The organism is Micromonospora jinlongensis (genome assembly GCF_013410645.1).
Classification (GTDB): domain Bacteria; phylum Actinomycetota; class Actinomycetes; order Mycobacteriales; family Micromonosporaceae; genus Micromonospora; species Micromonospora zamorensis.
Window position 1 is genome coordinate 5,821,478 of the sequence record NZ_JACCHK010000001.1, and the last position, 18,631, is coordinate 5,840,108.

Consider the following 18,631-nt stretch of genomic DNA (forward strand, 5'->3'; position numbering starts at 1 on the left):
GTCTCTCAGGCCGGGTCGAGCCAGGTCTGCTCACCCAGGCCGGAGATCTCCAACACCCGGCGGACCTGCCGGGACGGCAGGACGGTGAGTGCGCCCGGAAACTGCTGGGCGAGCCGGACCAGAGCATGGATGGCGGCCGAGTCGAAGAAGGTGACCGCGCTCAGGTCCAGGGTGATCTGCCCGGCGGGTTCGCGTAGCGCGGTCTGGAGCATGGTGTCGGCGGTGGCCATGTCGACCTCACCGGCCACCACCACGTGGAGGTGGTCACCATCGATCTCCGCGCTGGCGGAGAAGACTGGCGGCGCTCCACCTTGATCCACGCTGACACCATGGCACAGCCGACCAGGCTGGGCAACAACCACTCCCGGGCGGCCGTGGCGCGGGTCACCAGCGGCCCCGGCGATAGGCTTGTCGCATGACCGTTCGCCCGCCGCTGACACCAGGCACGCTCTCCCCGCTGCGACCGGTGCCGTCCCAGATCGCCCGACCGGAGTACGTGGGCAAGAAGCGCCCACAGGAGTGGCGCGGCTCGCACGTGCAGACGCCGGAGACCATCGAGAAGATGCGGATCGCCAGCCGGCTCGCCGCCCAGGCGACCCAGCTCGCGGGCGAGCACTGCAAGCCGGGCGTGACCACCGACGAGATCGACAAGGTGGTGCACGAGTTCCTCTGCGACCACGGCGCGTACCCGTCGACGCTGGGCTACAAGGGCTTCCCGAAGTCCTGCTGCACCAGCCTCAACGAGGTCATCTGCCACGGCATCCCGGACTCCACAGTCCTGCAGGACGGCGACATCATCAACGTCGACGTGACCGCGTACATCGGTGGGGTGCACGGCGACACCGACGCCACCTTCTGCGTCGGTGAGGTCAGCGAGGAAGCCCGACTGCTGGTCGAGCGCACCCACGAAGCGATGATGCGCGGCATCCGCGCCGTCGCCCCGGGCCGCCAGATCAACGTGGTGGGCCGGGTCATCGAGTCGTACGCCAAGCGGTTCGGCTACGGAGTGGTCCGCGACTTCACCGGCCACGGCATCGGCGAGTCCTTCCACAGCGGGCTCTACGTTCCGCACTACGACAGCCCGCGCCCCACGGACATCATGGAACCGGGAATGACGTTCACCATCGAGCCGATGATCACGCTCGGCACCTACCAGTACGACATGTGGGACGACGGGTGGACCGTGGTCACCAAGGACCGCAGGTGGACAGCCCAGTTCGAGCACACCATCGTGGTGACCGACAGCGGTCACGAGATCCTGACCCTGCCGTGACCGACGCCCCGGCAGCCCTGCGCGAGGCGCACCACGCGGACGTCTCCGGCGGTTGGCTGCGCCCGGCCGTCTTCGGCGCGATGGACGGCCTGGTCACCAACATCGCCCTGATCGCCGGCGTCGGCGGCGGCGGGGTGTCGTCGCACAGCATCGTGCTCACCGGCTCCGCCGGCCTGGTCGCCGGTGCGATCTCGATGGGGCTCGGCGAGTACACCAGCGTGCGCTCCGCCAACGAACAGGTCGCCGCCGAAGTCGCCAAGGAGCGACGGGAGCTGGAACGGCACCCCGAGGCCGAGGCCCGGGAGCTCGCCGACGCGTGGGTGGCCCGCGGCCTTCCCCGCGATCTCGCCACCCAGGTCGCCGAAGCCGTGCGGCGCGACCCGGAGGAGGCGCTGCGGGTGCACGTCCGCGAGGAGCTGGGGGTCGACCCCGACGACCAGCCCAGCCCGTGGGCCGCGGCGATCTCGTCGTTCCTGTTCTTCTCGTTGGGTGCACTGGTCCCGCTACTGACCTACCTGTTCGGCGCCACCGAACTGTGGCTGGCACTGGCCGTCGGCGGGCTCGGGCTGTTCGTCGCAGGTGCGGTGGTGGCCCGCTTCACCAACCGGCCCTGGTGGACCAGCGGCCTACGCCAGCTGCTGCTGGGTGCCGCCGCGGCCGGCGCCACCTATCTCATCGGCTCGCTGATCGGCGTGCAGGGCGGGCTGTGACACCGGTCAACCGGTGAGCAGCTCGTCGATCGTGCCGTCCACCCCACGACCACGGGCGGCCAGCTCCTCGGCCTGCCGGGCCAGCACCACGCCCACCTCGGTCATGTCCGCGCCGGCCAACCCGGTGCGTCGTACCGCGTCCCCGGGGTCACGGAAGTAGGTGCGACTCAGCAACCCGGTCACCGTGGCCGCCGCCAACCGGGCCTCACCGAGCATCAGCAGGGCCTGGTCGGTCTCGTACCACTCGGCCAGTCGGGCGGCCCGGGCATGTGCCGCGCTGCCCCTGTACCAGGCCTGCCGCGCCGCGGTGCTGAACTCCGCCGGCCGGGCCCTCGCCAACCGGCCGAGGTGCTCGTCGCGCAGCGTCCGCAACCAGCCCGTCGGGTCGTGCAACGCCTGCGTGGTCACGTACCGGTCGGCGGTCAACGGCCACAGCGGGGAGAGCACCCGGGCCTGCGCCAGGTAGTCCTCGGCGGCGGCCACGGTCAGGTCGACCAGCACCCCGTCCACCCGCCGGGTCGCGGGCGGTGGACCCGCGCCGGACCGGTAGGTGACCACCAGCATCCCCGCCTCGCGGTCCCCACCGCCGTCGTCGTCGCCGTGCGCCAGGGGGCCGTGCACCGCGACCGCGAGCACGTCCGCCGGGAACCGCCGTCGGACCGCCTCGGCGACCCGCTCCGCGACCGTCCACCGTCGATCATCGAGGTCCCGGTCGGCAGTCGGCTCACTCCTCGCGCTCACGGGACCGCTCTTGTTCGCGACTGCGGGGCTCGCAAGCCCGGCTCACTCCTCGCGCTCACGGGACCACCTCGCCTCGGCTACCGAGCGTCAGCCTAGCCAGCCGGCGGCGGGCCGGCCGGTGCGCCGCGCCCGGTCGGCACCAGCCGGAAGATGCGGATCTCCCGGCCGCCGGCCCGCTGCACGTAGGTGCGGTAGGCGGGCCACTCGGTGACCAGCAGTTGCCACAGCCGGTCGCGTTCGGCCCCGGACGCCAGGTCGGCCCGCACCGGGACCCGCAGGCCCTTCACGTCCACCTCGGCGACCGGATCGGCGAGCAGGTTCATCGCCCAGCCCGGCTGGTGGGTCTGCCCCCAGTTGGAACCGATCACCACGTACGCGTCGCCGTCGGGCACGTAGAGCAGCGGGTTGCTGCGTGGCTTGCCGGAGCGGCGGCCGGTCGTGGTGATGACCAGGGACGGGATCAGGCCGAGTGCCACCACCCGGCCCCGGGTGAGCCGACCGACCACCCGGTCGGCGGGCACCAGCAGGCGCGCGGCGGCACCGAACCAGCGGTGATGACCAACTCGACGGGTGAGAGTTCCCAGCACTGACACGCGGACCAGTCTGCCCGCTGCCGGGATCTGTCGGCACCCCCCGTACGCGCCCGGATCGTCGACCGGCCGGCCACCGGGTGGCGGTCAGTCCATCTGCCGCTCGATCGGCAGCCGGGCGCGGGTGAACAGGCCGGCGCCGAGCATCGCCACCACCGGCACCAGCACCAGGACCCCGAGCGCGGGCCACGGCACCAGGATCGGGTACGGGTCGGCCAACGGCCAGTCGTCCGCGTACTGCCGGTTGACCGAGAACAGCACGATCGCGGCGGTGCCGAGCCCGGCCACGATGCCGAGCACCGAACCGAGCCCGGCGATGACCCCGGCCTGGCAGATCGCCAGCAGCCGGCGTAACGCGGGTGCCGCGCCGACGGCCGCGAGGGTGGTCAGCTCGGCGCGCCCCTCGGCGGCGGCGAGCGCGGTGGCGATCCCCGCCGCCCCCACCGTGATCACACCGGCCGCCGCCGCGAGGAGCAGCAGCAGCGGTGACACGTCGCGGGGAGCACCGCCGTACTCCACGCTCAGCGAGACCGTCCCGAAGGACCGCAGGGCGGCGGCGAAGCGCTTCCGATGGTCCTCGTCGGGCGCACTGGTGGTGCCGATCACCCAGCCGCCGGGGGACCAGCTCAGGCCGAGTTGTCTGGCCGCGGTCCCGGACAGCAGCAGGCGGGGCGGGCCGACCGCCCGGGGCAGCGCGTACCCCGGGAGGTCGCGGACGGCGGCCGGCCGGTCCGGCCCGGCCTCCACCTCGTTGACGCGTACGGTCACCAGGCCGTCGTGCAGGTAGCGCGGGTCGGTCACCACCACGCCACCGGCGCGCAGTACCACCGCGGCGGCGGCTGTCGTCGCCGGGTCCGCGCCGGTGAGCAGTGGCAGAGCGGTCCCGTCGTCCACCCCGGACTGCACGTACCCGCCGAAGTAGTCCGCCTCACGGATACGACAGCGGGGGTCGGCGCGGGCCTGCCGGCGGTCCGACTCGGGAAGGCCGTCCCGGGGCTGCCAGGGGCAGGCCTGCTCCACCGGGAGCACGGGCGTGACCTCGCAGTAGTCGGTGCCCGTCGGCCCGCAGCCCAGCGTGTGCAGCGGGGCGACAGCGCTGGTGCCCAACTGTTCCCGGGCCGCGGCGGCGACCTGGATCAGCGTGGGCTGCCGGGCCGACTCGATCGGGTCGACCCGCACGTGGCCGGCCGGCAGCGCCGGCTGGTAGGCGCGCGCGTCGCGCTCGCCGTCACTCGCGAGGTACGCGCCGAGAGCGACGCTGCTGGCGACTGCGGCCATCACGGCACAGATGGCCGGCGCCGCGGCGGCCCGGTTGCGGCTGGCGTCGCGCAACGCGATCCGTGGGGCCAGTGGCAACACCCGACCGAGGCGGGCGAGCGCCCCGATCAGCGTGGGCGTGCAGCAGACCAGGCCCAGTTCGCCGAGGATCAGGCCGGTGAGGATCACCGCCGGTGAGGTTCGGGCGGCCCCGAACGCCGCCAGCCCGGCCCCGCCGGCCACCAGTCCCAGGCCGAGGGCAAGCCAGCGGGCCTGGGACACCGGTGGGGTACGTCGCCCGGTGAGCCCGGCGCTGACGTCCTGCCGGGCGGCCGACCAGGCCGGTGCCAGCGCGGCGAGCACCCCGGCCAGGACCGCGACCCCACCGAGCAGCACCAGCGCCGCGGGCCAGCAGCGGTACCCGCCGAAGCGGGCGCCGAACACGTACTGCTCCACCAGGGGACGACCGGCGAACGCCGCGCCGACACCGACGAGCAGGCCGGCGGCGGCGCCCAGCACACCCAGCACCACTCCGTCGGCCAGCACGACCCGGCGGAGCTGGGCGGCGTCCCCGCCGGCCACCGCGACCAGCGCCAGATCCCGCCGACGGCGACGGACGCCGACGGCGAACGCCGGCCCGACCAGGAGTACGACCTCAAGCAGCCCGAGGCCGGCGATCAGCACGCCGGTGCTGAGGTCGTTGGTGTCACCGAGGTTGATCGAGCCGAGCCACGACCAGTTCTGGTCGGTCGCCGCGTCGGCCGGGAGACGTGGGGTGACCACCACCCCCCGGTCGTTGAGCCGGGACACCAGGGGGGCGTCGACGGCTCCGGGTACGTCCGCCAGCCACACGCTGTCCGTCTCGGGACCGGTCTGCGGGGCGGCGCCCGGGTGCAACGCCACCACCGGGCCGAGATCGTCGGGGAACTCGACCACCCCGACCACTGTGTACGCCCGGCTTCCGTCGGCCACGGCGACGGCACGGCCGAGGTGGAGGTCCAGGCGGCGCAGCGCCGCCGGACTGACGGCGACCTCGCCGGGCTGCTGCGGCGCCCGGCCGGCCCGGAACCGCACCAGCCCGCGGGCCAACGGGTCGCCGAGGTCCAGCGCGCGCCCGGTCACGTCCTCGTCGCGGTGTGGGCCCCGCAGCGTCAGGGTGATGTACGTGCGTACCTCGGTGACCCGGCTGCCGGGCCCGAGCAGTGCGGTCAACTGGGCCGCGGTGGCCTTCGCGGGAGGCAGGTACGTGTCGTCCCGCGTGTACCAGCCCTCACCCCGCTCGTCCTGTCCCACCGGATTGTCGGCGATCCAGCGCAGCTCCGCGTCGGCCACGCCGAGCTGACGGTCGACGCGTTCCTGCGGAGTCAGCTCGGCCATGTCGTAGCTCGCCGCCAGGAAGGCGAGCACCGCCACCGGCAGGGCGATCATCGCGAGCACCAGGGCGGTCCGTCGTCGGGCCCGCCGGGATTCCCGCCGGGCGATGCGCAGCGCCGTCCGCCAGGAGCCGGTCAGCTCGGCGATCCGCCGTCGGCCGACGAGCGCGGGTGGTTCGACCGGCTCCGCAGTGGGGGCGTCGACCACGCCAGGGGCCCGCCTCGTCCGGCGGATGGTCACCGGTCGCTGCCGGACAGCAGTTGCTCCACGCTGCCCAACGGTGCCGTGGTGTCGACCAGCACCCCGTCGCGGAGGAACACCACCCGGTCGGCCCAGCCGGCATGTCGCGCCTCGTGGGTGACCAGCACGCCGGCGGCGCCCGCGTCGATCCGACGGCGCAGCAGGTGCAGCACCGCCTCACCGGTCTGCGAGTCCAGTGCTCCGGTGGGCTCGTCGGCGAGCACCAGCCGGCGTTCTCCCACCAGTGCGCGGGCGATGGCCACCCGCTGCTGCTGTCCGCCGGAGAGCTGGTCCGGGAAGCGGTCACCCAGGGCGGGCAGACCCACCTCGGTGAGCGCCGCCATGGCCAGCGCCCGGGCCCGGCGTCCGCTGGTGCCGTCGAGTTCCAGGGGGAGCGCCACGTTCTCCAGTGCGCTCAGGCTGCCCAGCAGGTTGAGCTGCTGGAAGATGTAGCCGATCCGGCGGCGACGCAGTTGGGCGAGCCCGCGGCGGTCCAGTGCCCCCAGCGGTTGTCCCTCGACCCGGACCTCGCCGCCGGTCGGGCGGTCCAGCCCTCCGGCGAGGGCCAGCAACGTCGACTTGCCGGAGCCGGACGGTCCCATGACGGCGACCAGCTCACCGGGCCGGACGGCCAGGCTGACGCCGCGCAGCGCGTGCACCGCCGCCGGTCCGGCGCCGTGGGTGCGGTGGACGGCGCGGAGTTCCAGCACCGCGTCGTCCGAGCCGCTCACCGTCGCGCCTCCTCGCCGGCCCATCTGGCAGCGGCACGTGCGTCGGCGTCACCCGGTCGGGGAGGGGCGGGTGCCGGGTCACTGGGTTGGTGCCGGACCAGGCTCGTCTCGCAGTGGTCCAGCCAGCGCACCTCGGCCTCGGCCTGGAACACCATCGAGTCCAGCACGAGGCGCCAGGGGAGGTCCTCCGGTCGGTTGCTGCCGTACTTCAACCGGGTCAACTCCTGCAGGGCCCGCATGGTCGCGCTGCGCTGGGCCTGCACCACGGAGCGGACGTCGACGCCGGGGGTGGTCAGCGCCAACGCCAGCTTGATCGCCAGCTCGTCGCGGGGCCGGTCGGTCCGGCTGACCGGGGTCGCGAACCACAGCGCCAGATCCGCCCGGCCAGCGTCGGTGATCTCGTACGGGCGCTGCCCGGCCTCGCTCTCCGGCAGCGGGCGCACCAGACCGTCCCGCTCCAGCCGGGACAGCGTGGTGTAGACCTGCCCGATGTTCAGCGGCCAGGTCGAGCCGGTCGACTCCTCGAACGCGGCGCGCAGCTGGTAGCCGTACATCTGGCCGCGTTCGAGCAGGGCGAGCAACCCGTGACGGATGGACATGGCAACGGAGTATGCATACCTGGTATGCGCACCGCAACCGGAGCGGACCCGCTCAGGCCGGACGACCGGGAAACGGGACAGTCAGCGGGCTCGACCCGGCCGTCTTACGCCACCGGGTGGCGCGCACGGCGTACTCGACCAGGGCCGCCAGCGCCTGGTCCCGGTCGGCGCCGGTGGTGGACGCCAGAGCCGCCCGCCAGTGCGCTGCCGTGCGTTCCTCGACCTCGGCGGCGAGCCGCAAGGCGCTCGCCCGGTCGGTGACCGGGAACGGCAGCGCGTACCCGGCGCGGTCCGGAGGCACGACACCACCGGCGGTGGTGAGCTGCACCACGAGGGTGTCGCGTCGGCGTCGATGCGCGGCCTCCGCCTGGTGCGCCGCGTCCCGGGCGGCGCCGGTGAGCCGGACGCCGATCCGCCCGTAGGCGTAGATGGCCGCGTACTCGGCGGACAGGGCGGAGGCGAGCGCCTCACCGGACGACGGCTGCCTCACTTCAGTGCCTCCTGGTGGGTGGCGCGGGCGGCGACGATCGACCCGAGCAGCGCGGCCCGTTCCGCGGGCGCTGCGGCGCAGGCCTGGGTGGCGGACTGCTGGGCGGTCTTCTCCAGGGCACGCAGTGCGGCGAGCGCGCCGGCCGGCTCGGCTGCCGGGGCGGTGGTGGGGGCGGTGGCCGCCGCCGACGGCAGGGCGACACCGATCACCCGGGCCAGTTCGGTGGCGTGTGCGGTGTGCGCCTCGGCGATCGGGCCGAGGCGGTCGGCCAGGTCGGGGTGAGCGGTGGCCGTGCTCCGGTACGCCTCGGCCAGCGCCAGTGACTCGTCCACCATCGGGCGCAGCGGGTCCGGTGGTGGCTCTGGCTGGTCGTCGCGGTCGAAAAGATCACAGCCGGTCAGCGGCGCGGCGACGCCGCCGAGCACCAGCAGCGCCCCGCCGCGCAGCAACTTTCGCCGGGAATGTCCGGATGCCTGGTCGCGCTGTGTCGTTCTGCCGATCCCCACCGGGCAAGTCAACACCATCGGCGTCGGTCCAGGGGCGACCGGCGTCGGTGCGCCGCCCGGTCCGCTGCCGGGCAGGCGCGTTACGCTCTGCGCAGCCACCGGCGTGTCCGCTCCGGTGGCGTGCCGGCATGGCGGGACGGCCGATCACCGTCGACCAGGGAAAGGGTGCGGAGATGACGCAGCGTGGCCGTGCCACCAGGCCGACAGGTCGACCCCGCGATGCCGCGGGTCCCCGCGGTGGCGATCTCGCCGGGCGACGTGCCCGACTACGAGCTGTGATCGAGCCGGTTGTCAACGACGCCGGCTACGACCTGGAGGACCTGTCGGTCTCCCGGGCCGGTCGCCGGCACGTGGTGCGGGTGATGGTGGACGCCGACGGCGGGATCGACCTGGACGCCGTCGCGGACGTCTCCCGGGCGGTCTCGACCGCGCTGGACGCCGCGGAGGAGGCCGGCGGCGACATCGTCGCCGGGGAATACCAGCTGGAGGTCAGCTCGCCGGGCGTCGACCGGCCACTGACCCTGCCCCGGCACTGGCGGCGCAACGTGAGCCGGCTGGTCAAGGTCACCGTCCGGGGCGCGGCCGCACTGCCCGAGCAGCGCGGCGAGCAGCCCACCGGCGACCGCCAGCTGACCGGTCGGGTGATCGCGGCCGACGACGAGGGCGTGCAGCTGGAGACCGAGGACGGCCGCACCTCCTGGGCGTACGCCCAGCTGGGCCCGGGCCGCGTGCAGGTCGAGTTCACCCGGCTCGCCGAACTCGGTGAGCCGGACGATGAGTTCGACGACGCGGACGATTCAGACGAGATCGACGATTCAGACGACATCGACGACGAAGATGATGTGGAGGACGAGGAGAGGTGAACATCGACCTCGCGGCGCTGCGCGCACTCGAGCGCGAGCGGGAGATCCCGTTCGACACGATTCTCGCGGCGATCGAGACCGCGTTGCTGACCGCCTACCGGCACACCGACGGCGCCGAGCCGCACGCCCGGGTGGAGATCGACCGTAAGTCCGGCGCCGCCCTGGTGTACGCGCAGGAGATGGACGCCGACGGCAGCCTGGTGCGGGAGTGGGACGACACCCCGCACGACTTCGGCCGCATCGCGGCCATGACCGCCAAGCAGGTGATCCTCCAGCGTCTGCGGGAGGCCACCGACGAGGTGCACTTCGGTGAGTACGTGGGCCGCGAGGGTGACCTGGTCACCGGCGTGGTGCAGGCGCACGAGACGCGCACCGAGAAGGGCATCGTCAGCGTCGACCTGGGCAAGCTGGAGGGTGTGCTGCCGCAGTCCGAGCAGGTGCCCGGTGAGCGGTACGCCCACGGTGAGCGGGTCCGCTGCGTCGTGGTGCACGTGGCCAAGGGCATGCGCGGGCCGCAGATCACCCTGTCCCGGTCGCACCCGGCACTGGTCAAGAAGCTGTTCGCGCTGGAGGTGCCGGAGATCGCCGACGGCACTGTGGAGATCGGCGCGATCGCCCGTGAGGCAGGTCACCGCACGAAGATCGCCGTGCGCTCCACCACCCCCGGGGTGAACGCCAAGGGCGCCTGTATCGGCCCGATGGGCCAGCGGGTGCGCGCCGTGATGAGCGAGTTGCACGGCGAAAAGATCGACATCATCGACTGGTCGGACGACCCGGCCACCTTCGTCGGCAACGCGTTGTCACCTGCCAAGGCGTTGCGGGTCGAGGTGGTCGACCTGGCCAACCGGGCCGCCCGGGTGACGGTCCCCGACTTCCAGCTTTCGCTCGCCATCGGTCGGGAGGGGCAGAATGCCCGACTCGCTGCCCGCTTGACCGGTTGGCGGATCGACATTCGCTCCGATGCGGAGCAGACCGCCCCGGCCGCGCGGGGGTCGGCTGATCACGTGCGGGAGCCGGGCGGAGCGATCTCGGGCAGCTAGGGGTAGACTTCCTCCAGTGGTACGACGCGCGCTGCCGGAGCGCACCTGTGTGGGTTGCCGGCAACGTGCGCCGGCCAGCGAATTGCTGCGGATAGTCGCGGTCAGGGACGAGGCTGGTTACAGTCTCCGGCCTGACCCGCTTCGCAGGCTGCCGGGTCGGGGAGCGAACTTGCACCCGGATCCGGCCTGCTTCGCGCTGGCGGTGCGGCGCCGCGCCTTCGGGCGTGCGCTGCGCATCACCGAGGTCCTTGACCACGGTGTGCTGGCGGAGCACGTCGATGCGCCAACCACTACGTCCGGTCAGCCCGACCGGGCGAGGGTCGCTAGCAGGGTAGGACGACCGACATGAGCACACGATGAAGTCCCTGAAATGACCAGGCTTCAAGTGCACGAGTGAGGTCGCTGCGGGTGCTGCCCGCACGACCTCGGAGTGAGGAGTGCAGTGGCAGGCAAGGCCCGCGTACACGAGCTTGCAAAAGAGCTCGGGGTCGAGAGTAAGACCGTTCTCGCCAAGCTGAAGGAAATGGGCGAGTTCGTGAAGTCCGCGTCGAGCACCGTCGAGGCGCCCGTCGCCCGGCGACTGCGTAACGCATTCGTCGCGTCCGCCGGTGCTCCGGCACCGGCCGCCGCTCCGTCGGCGCCCGCGTCGACGCCGGCTTCGACCCCGACCCCGACGACGGCCCCGACCCCGGGCGCGCCCCGGGTCTCGGCCAAGCCGATGCCGCCCCGGCGGCCGACCGCGCCGGCTCCCGGCCCGAAGCCGAAGGGTCCGGTGCCTGGTGCCCCGCAGCCCGCGGCTCCGGTCGCCAAGCCGGCGAGTGCCCACGACATCGAGGTGGCGGCCGCGGAGGCGCGTGCCGCAGCGCTGAAGGCTGAGCAGGAGGCCGCGGTCAAGGCCGCGCAGGCCGCCCGCCAGCAGCAGCGCGACAACCCCGTACGCCGGGAGCCCCCGGCAGAGGGCGGCAACCGCCCCGGCCCTCGGCCGGGTCCGGCCGCGATGCCCCCTCGTCCCGGTTCGCCGGCAGCTCGTCCGAGCACGCCGGCTCCGGGTCCGGGTGCCCGACCTGGTGGTCGCCCGCCGGCGCGTGGCGCCGGTAACAACCCGTTCGGCATCCAGGGTGGCCAGCAGCAGCGGCCCCCGGCCGCGGGTGCGGGTGGCCCCCGTCCCAACAGCCCGGCGGGCATGCCGCCGCGGCCGAGCCCGAACTCGATGCCGCCGCGGCCCAGCCCGGCGTCCATGCCGAGTCAGCGTCCGGCTGCCGGTCGCCCCGGTCCCGGTGGCGCTGGTCGCCCCGGTGGCGGTGGCGCTGGTCGTCCCGGTGGCGGTGGCGGCGGTGGCTTCCGTGGCGGTCCCGGCGGTGGCGCCGGCGGCGGTGGCGGTTACCGAGGCGGCCCTGGTGGCGGCGCCGGTGCCGGCGGTGGCGGTGGCTACCGTGGCGGTCCCGGCGGCGGTGGCGGTGCTCCCGGTGGCGGTTTCCGTCCGGGTGCTCCCTCCGGTGGTGGCGGTCGCCCGGGTGCGGGTGGTCGTGGCCGTGGCGGCGGCGCCGCGGGTGCCTTCGGGCGTCCGGGTGGCCGGCCGACGCGCGGTCGCAAGTCCAAGAAGCAGCGCAGACAGGAGTTCGACAACCTGTCGGCTCCGACCATGAGCTCGGGTGCTCCCCGGGGTCAGGGTCAGATCGTCAGGCTCTCCCGTGGCGCCTCGCTGTCCGACTTCGCGGACAAGATCAACGCCAACCCGGGTTCGCTGGTCCAGGAGATGTTCAACCTGGGCGAGATGGTCACCGCGACCCAGTCCTGCTCTGACGACACCTTGCACCTGCTGGGTGAGCACCTGGGCTTCGACATCCAGATCGTCAGCCCGGAGGACGAGGACCGCGAGCTGCTCGCGCAGTTCAACATCGACCTCGACGCGGAGGTGGCCGAGGAGCGTCTGGTCAGCCGTGCGCCGGTGGTGACCGTCATGGGTCACGTCGACCACGGTAAGACCAAGCTGCTCGACGCGATCCGCAAGGCGAACGTCGTGGCCGGTGAGGCGGGTGGAATCACCCAGCACATCGGTGCGTACCAGGTCCACGTCCCGCACGAGGGCGAGGACCGGGCGGTCACCTTCATCGACACCCCGGGTCACGAGGCGTTCACCGCCATGCGTGCTCGTGGTGCCCAGGTCACGGACATCGTGATCCTGGTCGTCGCGGCTGACGACGGTGTGATGCCGCAGACGATCGAGGCGTTGAACCACGCCAAGGCGGCCGACGTGCCGATCGTGGTCGCGGTCAACAAGGTCGACAAGCCGGACGCCAACCCGGACAAGGTCCGCCAGCAGCTGACCGAGTACGGCCTGGTCGCCGAGGAGTACGGCGGCGAGACCATGTTCGTCAACGTGGCAGCCAAGCCGGGCATCGGCATCGAGGAGCTGCTCGAGGCTGTCCTGCTGACCGCCGACGCGTCGCTGGAGCTGACCGCTCCGATCGACGGGCCGGCGCAGGGTGTGGCCATCGAGGCGCACCTGGACAAGGGCCGCGGTGCGGTGGCGACGGTGCTGGTGCAGAAGGGCACCCTGCGGGCAGGCGACTCGATCGTCGCCGGTGGGGCGCACGGCCGGGTCCGGGCCATGCTCGACGAGAACGGCAACCAGCTCACCGAGGCTGGGCCGGCGCGTCCGGTCATGGTGCTGGGTCTGACCGCGCCTCCCGGCGCGGGCGACACGTTCCTCGCCGCGGCGGACGACCGCACGGTGCGGCAGATCGCCGAGCAGCGGCAGGCACGGCGGCGGGCGGCGTCCTTCGCCAACTCCCGTGGTCGGGCCACCCTCGAGACGCTCATGGAGCAGCTCAAGGAGGGCGAGAAGACCTCGCTCAACCTCATCCTCAAGGGCGATGTCTCCGGTTCGGTGGAGGCTCTCGAGGACGCGCTGTTCAACCTGGACATCCCCGAGGAGGTCCAGCTCAAGGTCCTCGACCGTGGCGTGGGCGCGATCACCGAGAGCAACGTCATGCTCGCGAGTGCCTCGTCCGAGCCGGTCACGATCATCGGCTTCAACGTGCGGGCCTCCAACAAGGTTCGTGAGATGGCCGACCGCGAGGGCGTGGAGATCCGGTACTACACCGTCATCTACCAGGCCATCGAGGAGATCGAGGCAGCGCTCAAGGGCCTGCTCAAGCCGGAGTACGAGGAGGTCGAGCTGGGCAGCGCGGAGATCCGCGACGTCTTCCGCTCGTCCAAGATCGGCAACATCTCCGGTTGCATCGTCCGGTCGGGTGTCCTTCGGCGCAACGCCAAGGCGCGCCTGCTGCGAGACGGGGCGGTCGTGGCGGACAACCTCACGATCAGCTCGTTGAAGCGGTTCAAGGACGACGCCACCGAGGTCCGCGAGGGCTTCGAGTGTGGTCTGACCCTGGGTGGTTACAACAACGTCCAGGTCGGCGACGTCATCGAGACCTTCGAGATGCGGGAGAAGGTTCGCGCCTGATCCGGCAGTGACACGCTGATCAAGGGGTTTACGCCGTACGGCGTAAACCCCTTGATCATGCAGGGCGGGTTGGCGGTATCGTCCGGAGCGATGTTTACCGGAACCGCGGTCTTCGACCTGCTGCTGCCGGGTGACTCCCGGTCGCTCAAAGCCAAGAGATCATATGTACGGCCGATCGTGGCGGCGCTGCGTCGCTTCGAGGTGTCGGCCGCCGAGGTGGGTGCGCTCGACCTGCACGGTCGAGCGCAGATTGCGGTGGCCGTGGTGGCCGCCGAGACGGCGCACGTCCGCGAGGTGCTCGACTCCTGTGAGCGCCTGGTGGCCGGGCGTCCCGAGGTCGAGTTGCTGTCGGTTCGACGCCGGTTGTACGGCGTGGACGACGACTGACCACGGTGCCGGCTGTGCCGGGCGACCGGTGCGGTCGCGAAGGTAGTGTTCGAGATGTTGGCCGGTCGGCCGGCGGCCCCCGGGCCGCCGGGTCGGCCGGGAGCAGGACGCCGTGGAGGTGGCGAGATGTCTGATCCGGCCAAGGTACGCCGGCACGCGGAACGGGTGCGTGAGCTGGTCGCGTCGGTGGTGCGGAGCCAGATCAAGGACCCGCGGCTCGGGATGATCACCATCACCGATGCCCGGATTACCGCTGACCTGCGCGACGCGACGGTCTTCTACACGGTGCTCGGTGACTCGGTGGCCCAGGCGGACACCGCCGCGGCTCTGGAGAGCGCCAAGGGCCTGCTGCGCAGCACTGTCGGCAAGGCGCTCGGGTTGCGTCACTCGCCGACCCTCACGTTCGTCCTCGACGACGTTCAGGACCAGGTCAAGCACATCGACGACCTGCTCGCCGCCGCCCGCAACGCCGACGCCGAGGTGCAGCGACTCGCCGCCCAGGCGAAGTACGCGGGCGAGGCCCAGCCGTACCGGGTCGACGACGAGACGGACGAGGACGACGAGACGGACGAGGCCGAGGAGGCCACCGACGTCAAGGAGACCCCGCGGGGTGGGGAAACGCGGTGACGAGCACCGCCAGCGTCCCGCTCGCCGGGGCGGCCGGGGTCGCTCCCGCCGAGTTGGACTGGGCCGCGGCCGAGGCGCTGCTGCGGGCTGTCCCGCCGAACGGCCGGGTGCTGCTGATCTGTCACGTCAACCCGGACGGCGACGCGCTGGGCAGCATGCTCGGCTTCGGTCTGGGTCTGCGGCAGCTCGGCGTACGCGAGGTGCAGGCGACCTTCCCGGGGCCGCCGGAGGTACCGGAGCCGTTCCACGGTCTGCCCGGTCTCGAGCTGCTGGTCCCGGCGGACGCCGCGGACGTGGCACCCGATCTGGTGATCTGCTTCGACGCGGCGAGCGAGTCGCGCCTCGGCGAGTTGGCGGGGCGGCTGTCGTCAGCGGGTGCGGCGCTGGTGTTGGACCACCACGCCTCCAATCCGGGTTTCGGCACCGTCAACCTGGTCGACCCGGGTGCGGCGGCGACGTCGGTGGTGGCCGAGCAGTTGTTGGTCCGGCTCGGGGTCGTGGTGGATCGGGCCATCGCCGAGTGCCTCTACGTGGCCCTGACCACGGATACCGGCTCGTTCCGGTTCGCGGCGACCACCCCGGCGGTGCACGAGATGGCCGCCCGGTTGCTGGCGACCGGCATTTCGCCCGGTGACATCTCCCGGCGGGTCTTCGACACCCGGCCCTTCGGCGCGGTCCGCCTCTTCGGTGAGGTGCTCGGCCGTGCGCAGCTGGAGCCGAGCGCTGCCGGTGGCAGAGGGCTGGTCTGGACCTTCGCCACCCTCGACGACCTGGCCCGGCACGACCAGCGGCCGTACGTGCTGGAGGCGTTGATCGACTCGGTGCGCTGCACCGCCGAGGCGGATGTGGGTTGTGTGTTGAAGCAGACCACCTCGGGCGAGTGGGCGGTGTCGATGCGCAGCAAGGGCGCGGTGGACGTCAGCCGGGTCGCTGTGGCGCTGGGCGGTGGTGGTCACACGTTCGCGGCCGGGTTCACCGGTCGGGGCACCGTCGAGCAGGTGGTCGAGTCGATCCGCGGCCAACTGGACGCGGCGCTGGTCCGCCCCGCACGCTGACACGGCCTTCGCCGCCATCGATCGGTCGGTCCGGAAGATCAGGGTCAGCTCCGGGGAGTGTTGGTCTTCCCGCGCTCCGTGAGACCGGGAAGAATTGCGGGATGGAGCAGCCGCACGACCTCACCGTGGAGGCCCCCCGCGCATGGGACCGGCCCGCCGTCTCCGTTCCCGTCCTGGTCTGCCTGTCGCTCGTCGGTGGCCGGTTCGCGTCCTTCTCCACTGAGGCGAATCTTTTCACGCTCGGCACCGGCGGGGTGCTGATCTGGCTCGGTCTGAGCAATCGGGTGCCCCGCCGACCCGCGCCGCGTCGTCTGGGTGCGGGGGCGGCCTGGTGGGCGGTCCCGGTGGTGGTCTTCGGCGTCTTCGAGGGGACGACCTTCGTGCTGGCGGTCGGCGATGACTTCCCCACCTTCTCCCGGCTGGCCGACCCCCTCCTGGAAGATCACCTGACCCGCTCGGCGGTCTGGTTCGCCTGGCTGGCCGCCTTCTGGGGGCTGGTGCGGCGATGATGCGGGCACTCGCGATCGGTGGCTTCCTGACCGCGCTGGTCCTCTTCGCGCTGGTCGAGTGGATGGCCCGGCGGGAGGGCTCCCGGATACCCACTCTGGGCGAGGTCTGTGCGTACGTGATGCGCTATGAGGTCGGTCCGGTGCCGGTGGGCCGGATCGGTCTGTTCGGGTTCTGGTGGTGGCTGGGCTGGCACTTCCTGGCCCGCTGAGCCGGGTTGTCCGCTGTCCAGATGGCGGGAACCAAGAGCAGCATGTGGACCTGAACGATAACTTGGGAGAGGGCCGGCGCCGCATGGCGGCGCAGCTCATGGGTGGTGGCGCCACACCTCGTGCCGCCTCCCTCCAGGGTCGCACCGACCCGGGCTCACGCTGCCCAGTCGGCTGCTCCGGTAATCCCGGACCGCCGTGGGGCGCTCAGCACGACCGCCCGTGAGGGCCGCCGCGTGCCGGTGGCTCGCTCCCTGGAAGGACCACCACCATGCCGAACAAGCCCAAGCCCGAGACCACCGACGACGCCCGCGAGCAGGCCCGCCGCGCGCTGCAGACGTCGATGGACACCCGTCAGTAGTGATCCGACCCGCGCGGTGGTGATCCTTCGGATCGGTGCCGCCGGTCAAGGCGGACCCTTCGTGGCGTGCCTTCGGAGCTGAATCGTCTGCGACATCGCGACGTGACTCGTCTACGACATCAGCTCCAAAGCCTCTGACCAGAGGCACTCGCCCCGGCCGGACCGACTGCCGACTGCCAACCGCACCGTCCCGTTGGAGTAAGCCACCATCGGGCTTGCGATCCTTACTGCGCCCATGCCAGGATCGGCGGCGATGAGCCCGACCGCCGCCGCCACCACCCACCTATCCGCCTCGCCTCGGCGGATCGCCAGCCTCGCCCTGCCGGCCCTCGTGGTGCTCGCCGCCGAGCCGCTCTACGTGCTGGTCGACACAGCCGTGGTCGGTCACCTCGGCCGGGTGCCGCTCGCCGCGCTCGCCGTCGGCGGCACCGTGATGACCCTCACCGCATGGGTCGGCACCGTGGTCGCGTACGGCACCACCGGGCGCGCGGCTCGCCGCTTCGGCGCGGGTGACCGGGCCGCCGCGGTGGCCGAGGGCGTCCAGTCGTCCTGGCTGGCGTTCGGTGTCGGTCTGCTGATCGCGATCGGCATGCAGTTCGGCGGCGGCGCGCTCGCGCGTACCCTCGCCGGCGGTGGTGGCGAGGTGGCCGACGCCGCCGCGCACTGGCTGCGGATCGCGGCCCTCGGCGCCCCTGGCCTGCTGCTCGCCGCCGCCGGCAACGGCTGGCTGCGCGGCGTGCAGGACACCCGCCGCCCCTTGTTCTTCGTGCTCGGCCCCAACCTGCTCTCCGCGCTGCTCTGCCCGCTGCTGGTCTACCCCGGTGGGCTGGGCCTGATCGGCTCGGCGGTGGCCAACGTCGTCGCGCAGACGCTCTGCGGGGCGCTGTTCGCCGCGGCGCTGGTCGCCGAGCGGGTGTCGCTGCGGCCCCGCCCCCGCGTCATCCGCCAGCAACTGGTGCTCAGCCGGGACCTGCTGATCCGAGGGCTCGCGTTCCAGGCCAGCTTCCTCTCCGCGACCGCCGTCGCCGCCCGCTTCGGCGCCGCCGCCGTCGGCGCCCACCAGATCGCCCTGCAACTCTGGTTCTTCACCGCGCTGGTGCTCGACGCGCTGGCCATCGCCGCCCAGTCGCTGGTGGGCGCCGCGCTCGGTGCCGGCGACGACGCCGGCGCCCGGGCGCTCGCCCGCCGGATCGGGTTGCTCGGCGGCGTCTGCGGCGTCGGCTTCGCGCTGCTCATCGCCGCCGGCGCCAGCGTCGTACCGTCGTGGTTCAGCTCCGACGCGGGGGTACGCGAGCAGGCCATGGCGGCCTGGCCGTGGTTCGTCGTCATGCTGCCGCTGGCCGGGGTGGTGTTCGCCCTGGACGGCGTGCTGATCGGCGCGGGGGACGTGCGTTACCTGCGCAACCTCACCATCGTGGCGGCGCTCGGCGGTTTCCTGCCGGCCATCTGGCTGGCGTACGCCCTCGACCTCGGGCTGGGCGGTATCTGGGCCGGGCTCACCCTGTTCGTGGTGATCCGGCTGGTCGCCCTGCTGCTGCGCCTGCGCAACGGCGGTTGGGCGGTCACCGGCGCGGTCCGCTGACCGGGTCGGTGGGCCCGCTG

General features: G+C 72.7%; 20 protein-coding genes. 12 read left to right on the top strand and 8 right to left on the bottom strand.

Features of this window, described 5'->3' with window-relative positions:
• Nucleotides 1–5: 5 nt before the first annotated feature.
• Complete coding sequence (locus tag HNR22_RS26225; RefSeq protein WP_179782588.1) at nucleotides 6–320, bottom strand: STAS domain-containing protein; 315 nt, start codon at nucleotides 318–320, stop codon at nucleotides 6–8.
• 95 nt (nucleotides 321–415) lie between these two features.
• Between HNR22_RS26225 and map the strand changes: the two genes are divergently transcribed.
• A complete protein-coding gene (gene map / locus HNR22_RS26230; protein WP_099851267.1) occupies nucleotides 416–1,273 on the top strand; it encodes a type I methionyl aminopeptidase in 858 nt (285 codons plus the stop codon).
• Nucleotides 1,270–1,983: a VIT1/CCC1 transporter family protein gene (locus tag HNR22_RS26235; protein WP_088946695.1), complete on the top strand. Its 714-nt coding sequence runs from the start codon at nucleotides 1,270–1,272 to the stop codon at nucleotides 1,981–1,983. Before map ends, HNR22_RS26235 begins: the two co-directional genes overlap by 4 nt.
• A 6-nt stretch (nucleotides 1,984–1,989) precedes the next feature.
• Here the strand turns inward: HNR22_RS26235 and HNR22_RS26240 are convergent, their stop codons facing one another.
• The 7 genes from HNR22_RS26240 to HNR22_RS26270 all read right to left on the bottom strand — a co-directional run bounded on the left by HNR22_RS26240 (nucleotide 1,990) and on the right by HNR22_RS26270 (nucleotide 8,454).
• A complete protein-coding gene (locus tag HNR22_RS26240; protein WP_179782589.1) occupies nucleotides 1,990–2,724 on the bottom strand; it encodes a nucleotidyltransferase domain-containing protein in 735 nt (244 codons plus the stop codon).
• A gap of 92 nt (nucleotides 2,725–2,816) precedes the next feature.
• Nucleotides 2,817–3,317 (bottom strand): nitroreductase family deazaflavin-dependent oxidoreductase, encoded by a 501-nt coding sequence (locus tag HNR22_RS26245; protein ID WP_179782590.1) that lies wholly within the window; start codon nucleotides 3,315–3,317, stop codon nucleotides 2,817–2,819.
• 84 nt (nucleotides 3,318–3,401) lie between these two features.
• Entirely contained in the window at nucleotides 3,402–6,152 is a 2,751-nt protein-coding gene (locus HNR22_RS26250; RefSeq protein WP_179782591.1) for an FtsX-like permease family protein, read from the bottom strand.
• Between the two features lie 29 nt (nucleotides 6,153–6,181).
• The gene (locus tag HNR22_RS26255; protein WP_231927249.1) at nucleotides 6,182–6,916 is read right to left on the bottom strand and encodes an ABC transporter ATP-binding protein; all 735 of its coding nucleotides are present in this window, start codon (nucleotides 6,914–6,916) and stop codon (nucleotides 6,182–6,184) included.
• Entirely contained in the window at nucleotides 6,913–7,515 is a 603-nt protein-coding gene (locus HNR22_RS26260; protein WP_179782592.1) for a PadR family transcriptional regulator, read from the bottom strand. Before HNR22_RS26260 ends, HNR22_RS26255 begins: the two co-directional genes overlap by 4 nt.
• Before the next feature lie 52 nt (nucleotides 7,516–7,567).
• Nucleotides 7,568–8,005 (bottom strand): DUF4439 domain-containing protein, encoded by a 438-nt coding sequence (locus HNR22_RS26265; RefSeq protein ID WP_179782593.1) that lies wholly within the window; start codon nucleotides 8,003–8,005, stop codon nucleotides 7,568–7,570.
• Nucleotides 8,002–8,454, bottom strand: coding sequence for a hypothetical protein (locus tag HNR22_RS26270; protein ID WP_179783722.1), 453 nt, complete (start codon nucleotides 8,452–8,454; stop codon nucleotides 8,002–8,004). Before HNR22_RS26270 ends, HNR22_RS26265 begins: the two co-directional genes overlap by 4 nt.
• A gap of 230 nt (nucleotides 8,455–8,684) precedes the next feature.
• Here HNR22_RS26270 and rimP point away from each other — a divergent pair, with 230 nt between their 5' ends.
• The 10 genes from rimP (at nucleotide 8,685) to HNR22_RS26320 (ending at nucleotide 18,611) form a co-directional block, all read left to right on the top strand.
• Nucleotides 8,685–9,374 (top strand): ribosome maturation factor RimP, encoded by a 690-nt coding sequence (gene rimP / locus HNR22_RS26275; RefSeq protein ID WP_179782594.1) that lies wholly within the window; start codon nucleotides 8,685–8,687, stop codon nucleotides 9,372–9,374.
• Entirely contained in the window at nucleotides 9,371–10,414 is a 1,044-nt protein-coding gene (gene nusA / locus HNR22_RS26280; RefSeq protein ID WP_179782595.1) for a transcription termination factor NusA, read from the top strand. The genes rimP and nusA overlap by 4 nt, the downstream gene beginning before the upstream one ends.
• A 16-nt stretch (nucleotides 10,415–10,430) precedes the next feature.
• Nucleotides 10,431–10,763, top strand: coding sequence for a DUF448 domain-containing protein (locus HNR22_RS26285; protein WP_179782596.1), 333 nt, complete (start codon nucleotides 10,431–10,433; stop codon nucleotides 10,761–10,763).
• Nucleotides 10,764–10,856: 93 nt separating this feature from the next.
• Nucleotides 10,857–13,883, top strand: a complete 3,027-nt coding sequence (infB, locus tag HNR22_RS26290; RefSeq protein ID WP_179782597.1) for a translation initiation factor IF-2 — start codon at nucleotides 10,857–10,859, stop codon at nucleotides 13,881–13,883.
• A 90-nt stretch (nucleotides 13,884–13,973) separates the two neighbouring features.
• Nucleotides 13,974–14,270, top strand: coding sequence for a DUF503 domain-containing protein (locus tag HNR22_RS26295; RefSeq protein WP_088946706.1), 297 nt, complete (start codon nucleotides 13,974–13,976; stop codon nucleotides 14,268–14,270).
• A 126-nt stretch (nucleotides 14,271–14,396) separates the two neighbouring features.
• The gene (gene rbfA / locus HNR22_RS26300) at nucleotides 14,397–14,897 is read left to right on the top strand and encodes a 30S ribosome-binding factor RbfA (RefSeq protein WP_088946707.1); all 501 of its coding nucleotides are present in this window, start codon (nucleotides 14,397–14,399) and stop codon (nucleotides 14,895–14,897) included.
• Nucleotides 14,894–15,952 (top strand): DHH family phosphoesterase, encoded by a 1,059-nt coding sequence (locus tag HNR22_RS26305; RefSeq protein ID WP_179782598.1) that lies wholly within the window; start codon nucleotides 14,894–14,896, stop codon nucleotides 15,950–15,952. Before rbfA ends, HNR22_RS26305 begins: the two co-directional genes overlap by 4 nt.
• Nucleotides 15,953–16,053: 101 nt before the next feature.
• Nucleotides 16,054–16,461 (top strand): hypothetical protein, encoded by a 408-nt coding sequence (locus tag HNR22_RS26310; protein ID WP_179782599.1) that lies wholly within the window; start codon nucleotides 16,054–16,056, stop codon nucleotides 16,459–16,461.
• On the top strand, nucleotides 16,461–16,670 hold the full coding sequence (locus HNR22_RS26315) for a DUF6186 family protein (protein ID WP_179783723.1): 210 nt from the start codon (nucleotides 16,461–16,463) through the stop codon (nucleotides 16,668–16,670). The genes HNR22_RS26310 and HNR22_RS26315 overlap by 1 nt, the downstream gene beginning before the upstream one ends.
• A 612-nt stretch (nucleotides 16,671–17,282) precedes the next feature.
• Nucleotides 17,283–18,611 carry an MATE family efflux transporter gene (locus HNR22_RS26320; RefSeq protein ID WP_179782600.1) on the top strand — a complete coding sequence of 443 codons (1,329 nt, stop codon included), beginning with the start codon at nucleotides 17,283–17,285 and terminating at the stop codon, nucleotides 18,609–18,611.
• The last annotated feature ends 20 nt before the right edge of the window (nucleotides 18,612–18,631 follow it).

Coding starts and splice junctions, on each gene's coding strand:
- map (WP_099851267.1), top strand. CDS start 416: ATGACCGTTCGCCCGCCGCTGACACCAGGCACGCTCTCCCCGCTGCGA.
- HNR22_RS26260 (WP_179782592.1), bottom strand. CDS start 7,515: ATGTCCATCCGTCACGGGTTGCTCGCCCTGCTCGAACGCGGCCAGATG.
- rimP (WP_179782594.1), top strand. CDS start 8,685: ATGACGCAGCGTGGCCGTGCCACCAGGCCGACAGGTCGACCCCGCGAT.
- HNR22_RS26295 (WP_088946706.1), top strand. CDS start 13,974: ATGTTTACCGGAACCGCGGTCTTCGACCTGCTGCTGCCGGGTGACTCC.
- rbfA (WP_088946707.1), top strand. CDS start 14,397: ATGTCTGATCCGGCCAAGGTACGCCGGCACGCGGAACGGGTGCGTGAG.
- HNR22_RS26310 (WP_179782599.1), top strand. CDS start 16,054: ATGGAGCAGCCGCACGACCTCACCGTGGAGGCCCCCCGCGCATGGGAC.
- HNR22_RS26315 (WP_179783723.1), top strand. CDS start 16,461: ATGCGGGCACTCGCGATCGGTGGCTTCCTGACCGCGCTGGTCCTCTTC.
- HNR22_RS26320 (WP_179782600.1), top strand. CDS start 17,283: ATGAGCCCGACCGCCGCCGCCACCACCCACCTATCCGCCTCGCCTCGG.